This window comes from Neorhizobium populisoli (assembly GCF_019430945.1).
Lineage (GTDB): Bacteria > Pseudomonadota > Alphaproteobacteria > Rhizobiales > Rhizobiaceae > Neorhizobium > Neorhizobium populisoli.
Genome location: NZ_JAHYCB010000010.1, coordinates 63,143 through 75,665, shown reverse-complemented (window position 1 = coordinate 75,665; position 12,523 = coordinate 63,143). Strand labels below are relative to the sequence as shown.

The 12,523-nt window shown below is 60.4% G+C and carries 14 protein-coding genes; 4 read left to right on the top strand and 10 right to left on the bottom strand.

From position 1 onward, the window contains the following. Nucleotides 1-49: 49 nt before the first annotated feature. Complete coding sequence (locus KX729_RS24805) at nucleotides 50-1,102, top strand: LacI family transcriptional regulator (protein ID WP_219745169.1); 1,053 nt, start codon at nucleotides 50-52, stop codon at nucleotides 1,100-1,102. 101 nt (nucleotides 1,103-1,203) lie between these two features. Further along, nucleotides 1,204-1,590 carry a DUF7674 family protein gene (locus tag KX729_RS24800; protein WP_246617838.1) on the top strand — a complete coding sequence of 129 codons (387 nt, stop codon included), beginning with the start codon at nucleotides 1,204-1,206 and terminating at the stop codon, nucleotides 1,588-1,590. A 24-nt stretch (nucleotides 1,591-1,614) separates the two neighbouring features. On the opposite strand, the gene KX729_RS24795 is transcribed toward KX729_RS24800, so the two are convergent. Together KX729_RS24795 and gnd are read right to left on the bottom strand one after the other, a co-directional pair. Continuing rightward, on the bottom strand, nucleotides 1,615-2,466 hold the full coding sequence (locus tag KX729_RS24795) for an MBL fold metallo-hydrolase (protein ID WP_219745167.1): 852 nt from the start codon (nucleotides 2,464-2,466) through the stop codon (nucleotides 1,615-1,617). An 11-nt stretch (nucleotides 2,467-2,477) separates the two neighbouring features. Beyond that, complete coding sequence (gene gnd / locus KX729_RS24790) at nucleotides 2,478-3,911, bottom strand: NADP-dependent phosphogluconate dehydrogenase (RefSeq protein ID WP_219745166.1); 1,434 nt, start codon at nucleotides 3,909-3,911, stop codon at nucleotides 2,478-2,480. A gap of 294 nt (nucleotides 3,912-4,205) precedes the next feature. On the opposite strand from gnd, the gene KX729_RS24785 reads away from it, so the two are divergent. Further along, complete coding sequence (locus KX729_RS24785) at nucleotides 4,206-4,613, top strand: SRPBCC family protein (protein ID WP_219745165.1); 408 nt, start codon at nucleotides 4,206-4,208, stop codon at nucleotides 4,611-4,613. A 9-nt stretch (nucleotides 4,614-4,622) separates the two neighbouring features. After that, nucleotides 4,623-4,979 carry a VOC family protein gene (locus tag KX729_RS24780; RefSeq protein ID WP_219745164.1) on the top strand — a complete coding sequence of 119 codons (357 nt, stop codon included), beginning with the start codon at nucleotides 4,623-4,625 and terminating at the stop codon, nucleotides 4,977-4,979. A 2-nt stretch (nucleotides 4,980-4,981) separates the two neighbouring features. Here KX729_RS24780 and KX729_RS24775 read toward each other — a convergent pair whose 3' ends face one another. The 8 genes from KX729_RS24775 to KX729_RS24740 form a co-directional block, all read right to left on the bottom strand. Further along, entirely contained in the window at nucleotides 4,982-5,695 is a 714-nt protein-coding gene (locus KX729_RS24775; RefSeq protein ID WP_219745163.1) for a PAS domain-containing protein, read from the bottom strand. A gap of 187 nt (nucleotides 5,696-5,882) precedes the next feature. Then, entirely contained in the window at nucleotides 5,883-6,815 is a 933-nt protein-coding gene (locus tag KX729_RS24770) for a lipid A biosynthesis lauroyl acyltransferase (protein WP_219745162.1), read from the bottom strand. 16 nt (nucleotides 6,816-6,831) lie between these two features. After that, nucleotides 6,832-7,860, bottom strand: coding sequence for a zinc-binding dehydrogenase (locus KX729_RS24765; RefSeq protein ID WP_219745161.1), 1,029 nt, complete (start codon nucleotides 7,858-7,860; stop codon nucleotides 6,832-6,834). Nucleotides 7,861-7,920: 60 nt separating this feature from the next. After that, nucleotides 7,921-9,207, bottom strand: coding sequence for a beta-ketoacyl-ACP synthase (locus tag KX729_RS24760; protein WP_219745160.1), 1,287 nt, complete (start codon nucleotides 9,205-9,207; stop codon nucleotides 7,921-7,923). 12 nt (nucleotides 9,208-9,219) lie between these two features. After that, nucleotides 9,220-10,419 (bottom strand): beta-ketoacyl-ACP synthase, encoded by a 1,200-nt coding sequence (locus KX729_RS24755; RefSeq protein ID WP_219745159.1) that lies wholly within the window; start codon nucleotides 10,417-10,419, stop codon nucleotides 9,220-9,222. A 216-nt stretch (nucleotides 10,420-10,635) separates the two neighbouring features. Continuing rightward, nucleotides 10,636-11,109, bottom strand: coding sequence for a 3-hydroxyacyl-ACP dehydratase FabZ family protein (locus KX729_RS24750; RefSeq protein ID WP_219745158.1), 474 nt, complete (start codon nucleotides 11,107-11,109; stop codon nucleotides 10,636-10,638). A gap of 31 nt (nucleotides 11,110-11,140) precedes the next feature. Beyond that, nucleotides 11,141-11,425 carry an acyl carrier protein gene (locus KX729_RS24745; protein WP_003495848.1) on the bottom strand — a complete coding sequence of 95 codons (285 nt, stop codon included), beginning with the start codon at nucleotides 11,423-11,425 and terminating at the stop codon, nucleotides 11,141-11,143. Between the two features lie 132 nt (nucleotides 11,426-11,557). Next, nucleotides 11,558-12,517: a nucleoside hydrolase gene (locus KX729_RS24740; protein WP_219745157.1), complete on the bottom strand. Its 960-nt coding sequence runs from the start codon at nucleotides 12,515-12,517 to the stop codon at nucleotides 11,558-11,560. Nucleotides 12,518-12,523 lie beyond the last annotated feature (6 nt).

Sequence of the window (12,523 nt, the reverse complement as noted above, 5' to 3'; positions counted from 1 at the left end):
CAAGGTTCGTATTGCTATAGTAACCACCTGAATCGGACGGTAAGAGCGAATGGACGACAGCGGAAGACCACGGACGGGCGGAATGCAGGAGACGGTTCGCGAGCGTCCGACCTTGAAGACGATCGCCTATATGACGGGGCTCGGCATCACCACCGTGTCACGGGCTCTGAAGGATGCACCGGATATCGGTACCGATACCAAGGAACGCGTCCGGCTGGTCGCAAAGCAGCTCGGTTACCAGCCGAACCGCGCCGGCGTTCGCCTGAGAACCGGCAAGACCAACGTCATTGCGCTGGTGCTCAGTATCGACGAGGAGTTGATGGGCTTCACCAGCGCCATGGTGCACGGCATTTCGGAGGTTCTCGGCGGCACGCAATATCACCTCGTGGTGACGCCGCATTCCTTTCAGAAGGACCCGATGGTGCCGGTCCGTTATATCCTCGATACGGGCTCCGCCGATGGCGTGATCATCTCGCGCATCGAACCGGACGATTCGCGCGTCCGGCTGATGACGGAGCGCAATCTGCCCTTCGTCACCCATGGCCGCACCGACATGGACATCGTCCATCCCTATTACGACTACGATAACGAGGCCTATGCCTATCAGGCGGTCCAAAAGCTCGTCGAAAAAGGCCGCCGCCGCCTCGCCTTTCTGGCGCCGCAGAGCCGGTTCTCGTTCTATATCCACAGCCGCGTCGGCTTCGAAAAAGGCCTGGCGGATTTTGGCGCAACCGAAGTGCCGATGGGCCGCGTGACGAGCGAAACGGCGCTGGACGACGTCCGCCTTCATGCCGAACGGCTGATGCGCTCCGCTGAGCCGCCGGATGGGATCGTCTCGATCAGCGGCTCCTCCAGCATCGCGCTGATCGCCGGCCTCGAAGCCGCCGGCAAGCAGCTCGGAACAGATGTCGACATGGTCTCGAAACAGTCGGCGGAATTCCTCAACTGGATCAGGCCGGAAATCTATACGGTTAACGAGGATATCCGCGCGGCCGGTCGCGAGCTTGCGAAGGCCTTGATGGCAAGGATTGATGGCGTAGCGCCGGAACTCCTGCAGGGCGTAGCGCAGCCCGTCTGGTCGCGGCGGGGGCCGAAGATCTGAACGGCGTGCGATGATGGCCATTAATTGAGAGTGACCAGAAAAACCAGAAGCCATATCCAAGAAAGTTCGGAATGACTTTAAGATGCATCGAACGCAGCAATATGTTCGAACCATTGCTGGAAGCCGACCCAACATTTCAGGAGAAATGGAACAGCTTTCAGGAAGAATTTCGATCCGAACGCGAAATGCCGCTCTATCTAGCTCTATCGGATTTTGCTCGACATCTGATCAATCACCTCGAGACAGGCAACACCCATCGATTCAATGAAATCTTTAGTGTTGTCGAAAGCTGGCATTTGGACGGCGATGCCTATGTGCGTGAGGCAGCCATGGTCGGTCTCGTCGAAGATCTGCAGAATGCGAGCCTACACCAAGCTACCCATCCGGGTGAATTTATGCCTTGGCTTCAGCCCGAAACCCTTCGGGCGTGGAATAATATTCAGGCGTTCTGGCTAAAAGGGACGCCTTTAGCTGGCCCTCGCCGCTAAAGACTAATCTGAGTTGCATTCAGCTCAGAGCGGAATGACAAGACCGTCGCGGCCGACGAGCAATTCGCCGGAAAAGGTTTCCGCCAGCGCTATCCGCCAGTGGCTTTCGGTGAAAGCCGGATCATCGGCCGGGATCAGATGGTTCAATGCAAGCCGCTTCACGCCTGCCGCCGTAGCGATCCTTCCCGCGTCCGCTGCGAGCGTATGGGATGCGATGAGATGTTCACGCAGACGGGCGCCATTGCCAGTCCGCGCCACGATGCTCTCGATACCTTCCGGCAGCATAGCCTCGTGCACGAGAATATCCGCACAACGCGCGAAATCTGCCAGCGGCGGGAAATAGGCCGTATCGGACGAGAAAACGACGGAACGTCCCTCACCCTCGATCTTCAGCGCAAAACAGTCCGTCACCGGCGGGTGATCGACACGTAGCGCGGTGACCGTCAGGCCGCCATCGGCGAAGACATGCCCCGGTCCGTATTCGTAAACACTCACCAGACCCTCAAGGTCCGGACGCCCCTCATCCGCGATGCGGGTGGCGATATCGTAGGAAAGCGATGCCAGGAAGCCCTGCCACAGTGCTTTGGTGCCCTGCGGCCCATAGACGGCTACCCGCTTTGCAAGCCCCGTCGTCCAGGCCGTGTGGATCAGCGGCCCAAGTTCGAGAACATGGTCGGAATGCAGATGGGTGATGAAGATCAGGTCGAGCTCGGAGAGCTTCATGCCGGCTTCGACAAGCCCGCGCGAAACGCCGAGCCCGCAATCGACGACGATGCGTCGCCCGCCGAGATCGAGCAGCATCGATGTCGGCGATGGGCCGCCCGGCCGGATAGCCGGGCCGCCCTTTGTCCCTAAAAGAACGAGACGATCAGACAAATCCGCCCCTATCAGGCGAATTCGCCAAGACCGCTGCCCCATGGGCCGTGATGCTTGTCGACGCCGTCGAGGCGGTCGAAGCCGTGGGCGCCGAAGAAGTCGCGCTGCGCTTGGATCAGGTTTGCCGTGCCGCGACCACGACGATACGCGTCGAAGTAGGAGAGAGCCGAGCCGAGCGCCGGCGCCGGCAGGCCCGACAGAGCGGCGAAGGAAACGACGCGGCGCAGTGCCGAATCCGTATCCTTGACGATCTGCGAGAATGCCGGCGTAACGATCAGGTTCGCAACATGCGGATCCTTGGTGAAGGCCGAGGTGATCTCGTCGAGGAACTGCGAACGGATGATGCAGCCAGCGCGCCAGATCTTGGCGATCGTCGGCATCGGCAGGTTCCAGTTATATTCGGCGGAAGCCGCAGCCATGACGGCGAAGCCCTGCGCATAGGCACCGACCTTGGCGGCCAGCAGCGCGTTTTCGAGGTCGTCGATAAAGGCAGCCTTGTCGCCCGGCACGGAACCGACCTTCGGCAGGCCGAAGATCTTCTCGGCAGCTTCGCGCTCGCCGCGCAGAGACGACAGGATGCGGCCGGCAACGGCAGCTTCGATCGCGGTGGCGGCGACGCCCATGTTCTGGGCTTCGATGACCGACCACTTGCCGGTGCCCTTCTGGCCGGCCGAGTCGACGATCACGTCGACCATCGGCTTGCCGGAGATCGGGTCCTTGGCTGCCAGTACCGTCTGGCTGATTTCGATCAGATAGGAATTCAGGCGGCCGGTATTCCACTTGGCGAACACGTCGGCGATCTCGGTGGCGCTCATGCCGAGGCCGTCGCGTAGGATGCCGTAGATTTCGGCGATCATCTGCATGTCGGCATATTCGATGCCGTTATGGATGGTCTTGACGAAATGGCCGGCACCGTTTTCGCCGAGCCAGGCAACGCAGGGCTCGTCGTTGAACTTGGCGGAGATCGAGGTCAATACCTTCTCGACGCGCTTCCAGCTGTCTTCCGTGCCGCCGACCATGATCGAGGGGCCGTGGCGGGCGCCTTCTTCACCACCCGAAACACCCATGCCGATAAAGGTCAGTTCCGAATCCTTCAGGCTGTCGAAACGGCGCATCGTATCGCGGAAATTGGCATTGCCGGCATCGATCATGATGTCGCCGGCGGAAAGATAAGGCTCAAGCAGCTTCATCTGCTGATCGACCGGCTCACCGGCCTTGATCATGATGATGATCGGCCGCGGCGGACGAATGGCGGCGACGAACTCCTCAAGCGTCTCGCAAGGAATAAGCTGGCCCTGAAGTTCGCCGGCCTCGGCGTAGAACTTGCGCGTTGCTTCCGGCGTGCGGTTGAAAACGGCAATCTTGTTGCCCTTTTCAGCGATATTGAGGGAGAGGTTAGAGCCCATGACGCCGAGCCCGATAAGGCCGATTTCTGCCTGTTCCACGGATGTGCCTCCATTTGAAGATTCGCGGGATGTTGTCGCATTCATATAGGTCTTCGGCAAGCAGAACGCGACGCTAAACGATTAAATTTCCATGACGCTTTGCCTTTCTTCGAACGAAGCGCCGCCGATGTTCTATCGTCTGCGTCGACGCCGTGGCAGCGCCGATTTTCGATGCTAGATATGTCAGGATGGATACACTCGCCACCCCCGGACATCAGCAATGCCGCAGCCTGTTGTGCTTCGGTTCGCGATAAGGCGGCGGCCCCAGGCTGCTAAACCTCGATGGAGCCTACCATGACGATATTACCCGCTCGAATCATCCATATCGGCATCGATCGCCCTTGGCGAGAGGTCTATGCCTATGCCGCCGATCCGGAAAACCTGCAGCATTGGGCGTCCGGTCTGGCAAGCGGACTGGAACGCGACGGCGAGGATTGGGTCGGCGATGGCGGCCCCATTGGCAAGATCAGGGTGCGCTTTGTGCCTGAGAATCCGTTCGGTATTCTCGATCACACGGTCACGATGAAAAACGGCCTCGTGGTCGAAAATCCGATCCGCATCATGGCCAACGGAGATGGCGCGGAGATCACCTTTCTCCTGTTGAAGCGCCCCGATATGAGCGACGCAGCCTTCGAATCGGATGCTGCTCATGTTCTGAAGGACTTGACCACGCTCAAAAACCTTCTCGAAGCCGGAAAATAGGAGGACCCGATGGGAACCAAAGGTGCCGATCGCAAGATCGACTATATCGAGTTCAATGTCACGGACATAGAAAGCGCCAAGGCCTTTTATGGCGCAGCCTTCGGCTGGACTTTCACCGATTACGGTCCTGACTATTGCGAATTCCAGGACGGCAGGCTGACCGGCGGTTTCGCCCGCGCACCGAATGTCAGCCCCGGGGGCGGCGCGCTGGTTATCCTGTTCGCCGACGTTCTCGAAGATGTTCAGGCTCAGATCGAGAATTCAGCCGGAAAGATCGTCAAGCCGATATTCTCGTTTCCCGGCGGAAGACGTTTCCATTTCACCGATCCGGAAGGATACGAACTCGCCGTCTGGTCCGATAGATGACGTTAAGCTGCCGGCCGACGACGCCGGTCGGCAGTTTCCTGCATGACGAGCAGAACGCCGATCAACTGCGAAGATCCGGATACGCAGGGCGACATGCGGCAGCGAATGACGATCGTCTGGCCGTCGATCTGGTCTGCATAGGTCAGCGAAATGCTTTCCCCCGCAAAGCAGCGCTCCAGGTTCGGCCTGAAATCGTTCTGGAAACGATGGATGCCGACGAACTCCGCGAAATGACGGCCGATCAGCTGATCGCGCGGCATATCGAGGCGACGCGCATTCGTTTCGTTGGAATAGAAGATGCGATAGCCAGGAGCGATGACGATGATCCGGTCAGAGATCCGGTTGAGCAGCGCATCATCGAGAAAGCCATCGGCAGTGGCATCGGCGATGATTGCCGAATCGGATGCATCCTGTTCCGGACGGCGGTTGGCGGATACGCCCTGGTCGGGAACCAGATACCGTTCCACCAGCATCTGCAGGAGATGGGCGTTGCGGCGCACGCAGCCGCGGTCGTCGGCTTCCTCGTTCAACAGGTCGAGCGCGAATCGGAATTGCGCCTGGATGCTGGCCGCGTCCTTGCCCTGGCTGGAGAAGATGGCAAGCAGCAGCGGGTCGAGTTCGTGGTCGAGCGCACTCGTCGCGTCCGCATCGTTGCGGTCGATCGCCAGCCGCAGGTCGGCATATTTAGCCCAGAAAAGATCGATCAGCGCTTCCAAATTACGACCCTTTCCCTTCTGCGGGGATTTTTGGCCGGCCCTTTCCCCAAGGCCGACGTCAAGCGGATTAGACGCGATCGAGATTAATTGTTTTCTCAAAACCGCACCCAACATTTGGCCGATGACTTAACGCAGAAACTCCGGTTATGCAATCGCGAGATGTAGTCAGATTTGACACAACCAAAGACTACAGATACCGCTTGATATGCCACCTGTCGTGGTACCAGAGCCACTGTTCCGGATGCTCCCGAACCCAGCTTTCGACCTTGTCATTGAGCAACTGACCGACAGCCTGCAGGTCCAGTTTACCGTTCTCGTCGCGCGGCATTTCGATCTTCGGCTCGATTTCCAGCCGGTAGCGATTATCCGGCAGACGAATGCAGCGGGCTGGATAGACCTCCGCATCGAACTGGCGCACCAGCTTGGCCACAAGCGGATTGGTCTGCACAGGGCGGCCGAAGAAGTTCGTCTTCAGTCCCTTGCGGAATTTCTGGTCGACCAGGACGCCGATCCCACCGCCTTCATCCAGGCGACGAGCCAGGGAAAAGGACGAGCCGGCATGTGAGGGTACCAGCGCGCCCATGCGGCTTGCACGGAAATCGAAAATCTTCTTGGCGATATAGGGGTTGTTGGGCGGCCGGAACATCACCGTAACCTCCAGCCCGTACGCCTTGCCGGCCACCGGCAGCAGCTCGAAATTGCCGGTATGGGCGGTAAACACGATAAAGGGCCGCGGATTGTCGCGCAGATCGAGGAAGATCGGAGCGCCCGACACTTCCACCCTGCCCGGCTCCGTTCGCTCCGGATCGAAATCGAACAGCCGGTCGAGGAAGACATATTCGGCCGCAAGCCGGCCCATATGGCCCCAGCTTGCAATCGCAATCTCCTCCAGCTCCGCATCCGTCTTTTCCGGATAGGCGTTCCGGAGGTTGACGAGCATCAGGTTGTGACGCTTCTTGAGCTTGGGGCCGATGCGCCGCACCATCCGATCGGCAAACCGGATAGCCGGGTCAGCCGGAAAGATCTTCAGAAAATTGAGGAGCCCGAACGCGAGCTGCGCCACCAGCCATTGCTGGAAATTGCGCAGCGCGATCACGATCCGGGTGATGAACATCTTCAAAGGGCAGAACCTCTTGTCAGTCCATGCGAAGGACGATCTTGCCGAAGATCTGACGTCCTTCCATCCGCTCCAGCGCCCGGTCGATCTCGTCGAAGGTCACTTCCGTGTCGATCACCGGATGGACGATGCCCTGTGCCATCTTCTGCATCGCGTCCGCCATGTTTTCCATGCGGCAGCCGAAGGAGCCGAGCAGCTTCAATTGCTGCTGGAATAGCATCATCAGGTTCATATCGGTCGAAACGCCGGATGTCGAACCGCAAGTGACAAGCCGCCCGCCGCGCTTCATGCACAGCATCGAACCCGCCCAGGTGTCTTTGCCGACATGTTCGAAGACGACGTCAACGCCCTTCTTCTTGGTCAGCTTGCGCACCACGCCTTCGAAACGGTCCTTGCGGTAGTTGATGACGTGATCGGCGCCGAGTGCCTTGGCCTTCTCGATCTTGTCGTCGGAGCCGACGGTGGTGATGACGGTGCAGCCCATCTTCTTGGCAAGCTGGATGGCGGCCGAGCCGATGCCCGAACCGCCGGCATGCACGAGGATGGTCTCGCCCGGCTGCAGCTTGGCATTGTCGAACAGCATGTGCTCGACCGTGCCGAAGGTCACCGGAGCAAGCGCCGCGGCGACCGCATCGATACCCGGAGGTGCCGGCACCAGCTGGCGGGCCGGAATGTTCGCCTTCTCCTGCGCAAAACCATCCAGATGGAAGCCGTGGACGCCGGAAACGTGTTCGCAGAGGTTGTCGCGCTTTTCGCGGCACGGCTTGCAGAGACCGCAGGTGCGCGCGCCGTAGATCGAAACGAGCTGGCCCGGCAAGACATTCGACACGCCGGGACCGATCGCCTCCACTACGCCGGACGCTTCCGCGCCGATCGTCAGCGGCATCTTGCGCTTGGCGAATGCCATGCCGCGCCAGCCCCAGACGTCGATATGGTTCAGCGCAACCGCCTTGACGCGCAACGTCACCTCACCCGGGCCGGGTGCTTCCGGCTCGGGAATGTCCACGGCCTCGAGCCTGCGGTCATCGATCAGTTGCAGCGCGCGCATAATAGTCTTCCTTCGCCAGAACGGCGTTCCAGTCGTCTTTAATGTGTTTGGGCGCTGGCCTTACGCTGGTTCCAGCGTCATGACAAGGCTGGCGTTCTGACCGCCGAAGCCGAAGGAGTTGGAAAGCACGGCTTTCGGATGCGCATCCCGCTTCGTGTTCGGCACCACATCCAGCGCGATCGACGGATCGGGATTGGTGTAGTTGATGGTCGGCGGCAACGTGCCGGTCAACATCGTCTGGAACGAGAAGACGGCCTCGACGGCACCGGCGGCGGTCAGCGTATGGCCGATCATCGACTTGTTCGACGACACCGGAATGTCCTTCAGGCTGTCACCGAAGACGGCCAGCATCGAACCGTATTCCATCTTGTCGTTTTCCGGCGTCGATGTGCCATGCGCATTGATGTAGCCGATGCCGCTTTCGTCCATGCCGGCATCGCTGAGCGCTGCGCGGATCGACGCGATGGCCGGGCCGCCATCCGGCGAAGACCGGGTACGGTGGAAGTGGTCAGCCTTCTCGCCGCAGCCCTTCATGATGCCGAGTACCTTGGCGCCTCGGGCAATCGCCGATTCCAGCGATTCCAGCACGAGCGTCGCCGCACCTTCGGCGATGACGAAACCGTCGCGATCCTTGCTGAACGGCTTGGATGCCTTTTCCGGCGGATCGTTCTGGGTGGAAAGGGCCGAAAGAAGCGAGAAGCGGATCAAAGCTTCCGCGCTGACCGAACCGTCGGTCGCGGCAACCAGCGCCTTGTCCATGCGACCCTGGCGGATTGCCTCGACACCAAGCTGGATGGCGGTGACGCCGGATGCACAGGCGGTCGACAGCGTCACCGGAAGGCCGCGCGTGCCGAACATGTCGGCAAGGCGTTCCGAGATCGAGCCAAACTGAACCGCTTCAAGGAAGACCGGATCGGGACGCTCACGCATCGCCGCGAGGAACCGGTCATAGGCGTCACCCTCGGTCTTCGACGGCGGGGCACGGTCGGCCAGCGCGAAACGGTCGCTCCATTCCGGCTCGACCGGAGGGGCAGCAAGAAACAGAGGTCCGCCGAAATCACCGGAAAGGCCGGCCTGGGCCAGCGCTTCGATCGTCGTTTCGCGGGCAAAGGCGAAAGAGCGCTCGACGGAATTTTCCGCCGGAACGTCGATGAAATCCACCGTGCCGGCGATACGGGTCGACAGCTTTTCGGTCGGGAAACGGTTGATCTTGTGAATGCCGGACGTGCCGGAGGTCAAAGCCGTCCAGTTGTCCGTCACGCCTTGGCCGAGCGAGGTGATGACGCCCATGCCGGTGACCGCGATGATCGGGCGGCCGAGATGATCCTTGAAGCGATTGTCGCTCATATCATTGCTCCGTTACGCGGCCGAGAGGACCGCAAGGCCCTCGCCGCGCGTATAACCGACCGTGGTCACGACCGCGTGTTTAGCAGGCGCCGTCATGGGCTTCTCGCTATTGGCATCGAAAGCCGGAACCTTGGCGCCGCCATCGAGGCTGAGTGCCGCAAGCGCCAGCCCGAGCGGGAATTGCGCTTCCATGCCGTGCCCGGTGACGCCGCCATAGCCACGGACCGTAGCGCCGGCAAATTCCTGCTCGATAACAGCCTTCTCGCGAGCCGCGAGATCGATCAGGCCGCTCGTGCCGGAAAACACGACCATATCCGCTTTGGAAGCGCCGGCTGCATGTTCCGCCATGCGGGAAAGCCGTTTTTCCAGCCTGCCTTCATCGCGATTGCCGCGGTCGCCTTCGATCGCATCGATTACTGCGTAGATATGAGCACCGCGAGCTTCCGCATGTGCACGCGATTCCAGCACCAGGAAGGCGCCGACCGAACCCATGATCATACCGCCGCCATTGTCGGCAGAACGGGACCAGAGCGGGTTCCACTCACCCGTCGCATGTGCCCGGATGCCTTCCACCAGCAGAAGGATATCGGCCCGTTCTGCGACGAAAGCGCCGCCGACGAGGCTATGGGTCGACTGACCGGCCTTGATGCGGTGGAAAGCGGTCTCGACAGCCGAGATACCGGCCGCCTCTTCGCCCATGAACGTGCGCGACGAGCCCGTCACCTTGTGAACGATCGAGATATTGCCGGCCACGAGGTTGGAAAGCTGCGCCAGAAACAGCGTCGGGCGCAGCTCCGTCGTCAGTTTCTCGTTCAGCAGCATCTCGCGGTCGTTGCGCTTCAACGCCTCATCGACGATCAGCGAATCCACCTTGATGTCGCGCTCGCCGCCGCCGGCCGCTACGATCATGTCCATCGAAGCACAGGCTTCCGCATCCGTCTTCAAGCCCGCATCGTCGAGCGCCAGACCGGCGGAGAAAACGCCGAGCCGCTGCCAGTTCTCCATCTGGCGCGCATCCTTTTTGCCCACCTGAGCGGTCCAATCGATTTCCGGCATGGGGTGGATCGGGTAAGGCGCGAAACGTTCGGTCTCGATCTTAGGATCGCCAGCTTCCTCAGCAGTCAGAAGCGCCACATGCGGTTCCTTGCCGACGCCCTGGCAGGTGACGATCCCGATACCGGTGATCACGACATCATTGTCAGACTTCATCATGTCCTCTTCGAATGCCTCTCGGTCTGAGCGTCTCCGCGATATGGGACGGCGACGCCTGGCATTCCTTCGTCGTCCTCGGGCTTGTCCCAAGGATCTGACCACCCGAATAATTGACGTTTGCAGATCCTCGGGACAAGCCCGAGGATGACATCGAGCAAACGGCAACGTTAACAAGAATATCTTCGCCGCTTCCAACTGGAAGAGGCCGGTATTTTCTCAAGCTCCGGCGGCGATCGCGTCCATCAGGCCGACCTCTTCGGCGCGCTTGCGCACAATCGGGCCGAGCGGGATGTCGCTGAACGGCATGGTGCGGAGCTTCAGCTGCGCGTCGCAGACCTTCTTGCCGCCGCTTGTAATCTTGGCCGTGGTAACGGCGTAACCGGACCCTTCGTGCTCCAGGAACGCCTCGATGTCGAGAACCGCGTCCGGCTCCACGAACGTGCGCATCTTGGCGCCGTCGACCGTCATCAAGAACGGCATGGCAGCGAAATCCGTCGCGGCAAGCACCAGCATTCCGGACGCCTGCGCCATCGTTTCGATCAGCAACACGCCCGGCACCAGCGGCATTCCGGGGAAATGCCCCTCGAAAACCGGGCTCTTCGACGGAACGACGGAGCGCGCCTTCAGGGTCTTGGCGGCAAGATCGACCGCTTCGATGCGATCGATCATCTGGAAATATTCGAGCAGCATCAGGTTGCCGGCCCGGGAGGATCGAAACCGATCAGCCCTTGGCCGCCCTCAGCTCGTCGATCTTGGCGCAGAGGTTCTTGAGAACGAAGTATTCCTCGGTCGAAACCTTGCCTTCGTTGACTTCCTGCGTCCACTGTTCCAGCGGAATCTTGATGCCGAATTCCTTGTCGATCGCGAAGACGATATCCAGAAAGTCCAGGCTGTCGATGCCGAGGTCATCGATCGTGTGGCTTTCCGGCGTGATCGTCTCGCGGTCGATTTCGCTGGTTTCAGCGATGATGTCGGCAACTTTGTCGAATGTAGCAGTCACGCCCATATCCTCTAGAGAATTTCAAAATCAAAGTTCCACATAGGGAAAACGTACCCAAATGCCAATGGGCTCGTCTTCCCCTGTGCGCATTTGCACGGAAACTGTTGCCTAAACAGCAAATGCCTTCAGGCCAAACGGTCAGCGGCCTTCTACGATAGCCGCGCGGATTACATCAAGAACCTTTTCAGCCTGAACGCCCGTCAGCACGAACTGGCTCGGCTGGCCGTCCCAAGGGCTGCCGATGAATTTGCGGCCGGTCTCCGGCGCCTGGATCGTCTCGCCATCGGCAATACCACCGCAGACGACGCGAACCGGACCGCCGCGAACGGTGAAGAGATCGGGACGCACGAGGTAGACGCAGGCCGTGCTGTCATGCACCGCCATGCCGTCAAGCCCGGCGCGGCTGCGGTAGAACTCGATATAATATTGGGAAAGATCGGAAAGCAGTTTTACCGACTTGTCACCAGCAGCCACCATGCCGGCCAGATAATCGGCGCTCATGATCGTCTTCATCGTCACGTCGAGCCCGACGATCGTCACCTGCCATGGCGTGATGAAGATCAGGTCTGCGGCTTCCGGATCGCCATGGATATTGGCTTCGGCCGCCGGCGTCACGTTGCCGTTCACGTCGAACGCGCCGCCCATGACGATGACTTCCTTAACCAGCCCGACGAAATCGGGATCTGCCTTGACGGCCAGCGCAAGATTGGTCATTCGGCCGACCGCGATCAGCGTCACCTCGCCCGGATGTTCGCGCACGGTGTCGATGATAAACTGATAGGCCGGGCGCGGATCGAGCGGCCAGTCGATCGTCTCGGGGACGCCGATATTGCCGAGCCCGTCTGCGCCGTGCACCACGGAGGCGGCACGGTCGTCGGTGCGCAAGGGATCCATGGTCTTTTCCGCACCGCGGGCGATCGGCGCCGGGATTTCCCATTCCCGATGCAGGAACTGTGCATTGCGGGTCGTCAGATCGACGCCGACATTGCCGAACACGGTGGTGACGCCCAGAAGGTCTATGTCCGGGTGCCGATGCAGGAAGAGCAGCGCCATCGCATCGTCAACGCCCGGATCCGTATCGAAAATGACCTTGTGCATGTGCTC

Bases quoted from the DNA above. Each gene is read 5' to 3' on its own strand.
- KX729_RS24745 (WP_003495848.1), bottom strand. From the start codon at position 11,425: ATGGGCGTGACTGCTACATTCGACAAAGTTGCCGACATCATCGCTGAA.
- KX729_RS24755 (WP_219745159.1), bottom strand. From the start codon at position 10,419: ATGATGAAGTCTGACAATGATGTCGTGATCACCGGTATCGGGATCGTC.
- KX729_RS24805 (WP_219745169.1), top strand. From the start codon at position 50: ATGGACGACAGCGGAAGACCACGGACGGGCGGAATGCAGGAGACGGTT.
- KX729_RS24765 (WP_219745161.1), bottom strand. From the start codon at position 7,860: ATGCGCGCGCTGCAACTGATCGATGACCGCAGGCTCGAGGCCGTGGAC.
- KX729_RS24785 (WP_219745165.1), top strand. From the start codon at position 4,206: ATGACGATATTACCCGCTCGAATCATCCATATCGGCATCGATCGCCCT.
- KX729_RS24760 (WP_219745160.1), bottom strand. From the start codon at position 9,207: ATGAGCGACAATCGCTTCAAGGATCATCTCGGCCGCCCGATCATCGCG.
- KX729_RS24750 (WP_219745158.1), bottom strand. From the start codon at position 11,109: ATGCTGCTCGAATATTTCCAGATGATCGATCGCATCGAAGCGGTCGAT.
- KX729_RS24740 (WP_219745157.1), bottom strand. From the start codon at position 12,517: ATGCACAAGGTCATTTTCGATACGGATCCGGGCGTTGACGATGCGATG.
- KX729_RS24800 (WP_246617838.1), top strand. From the start codon at position 1,204: ATGTTCGAACCATTGCTGGAAGCCGACCCAACATTTCAGGAGAAATGG.
- KX729_RS24780 (WP_219745164.1), top strand. From the start codon at position 4,623: ATGGGAACCAAAGGTGCCGATCGCAAGATCGACTATATCGAGTTCAAT.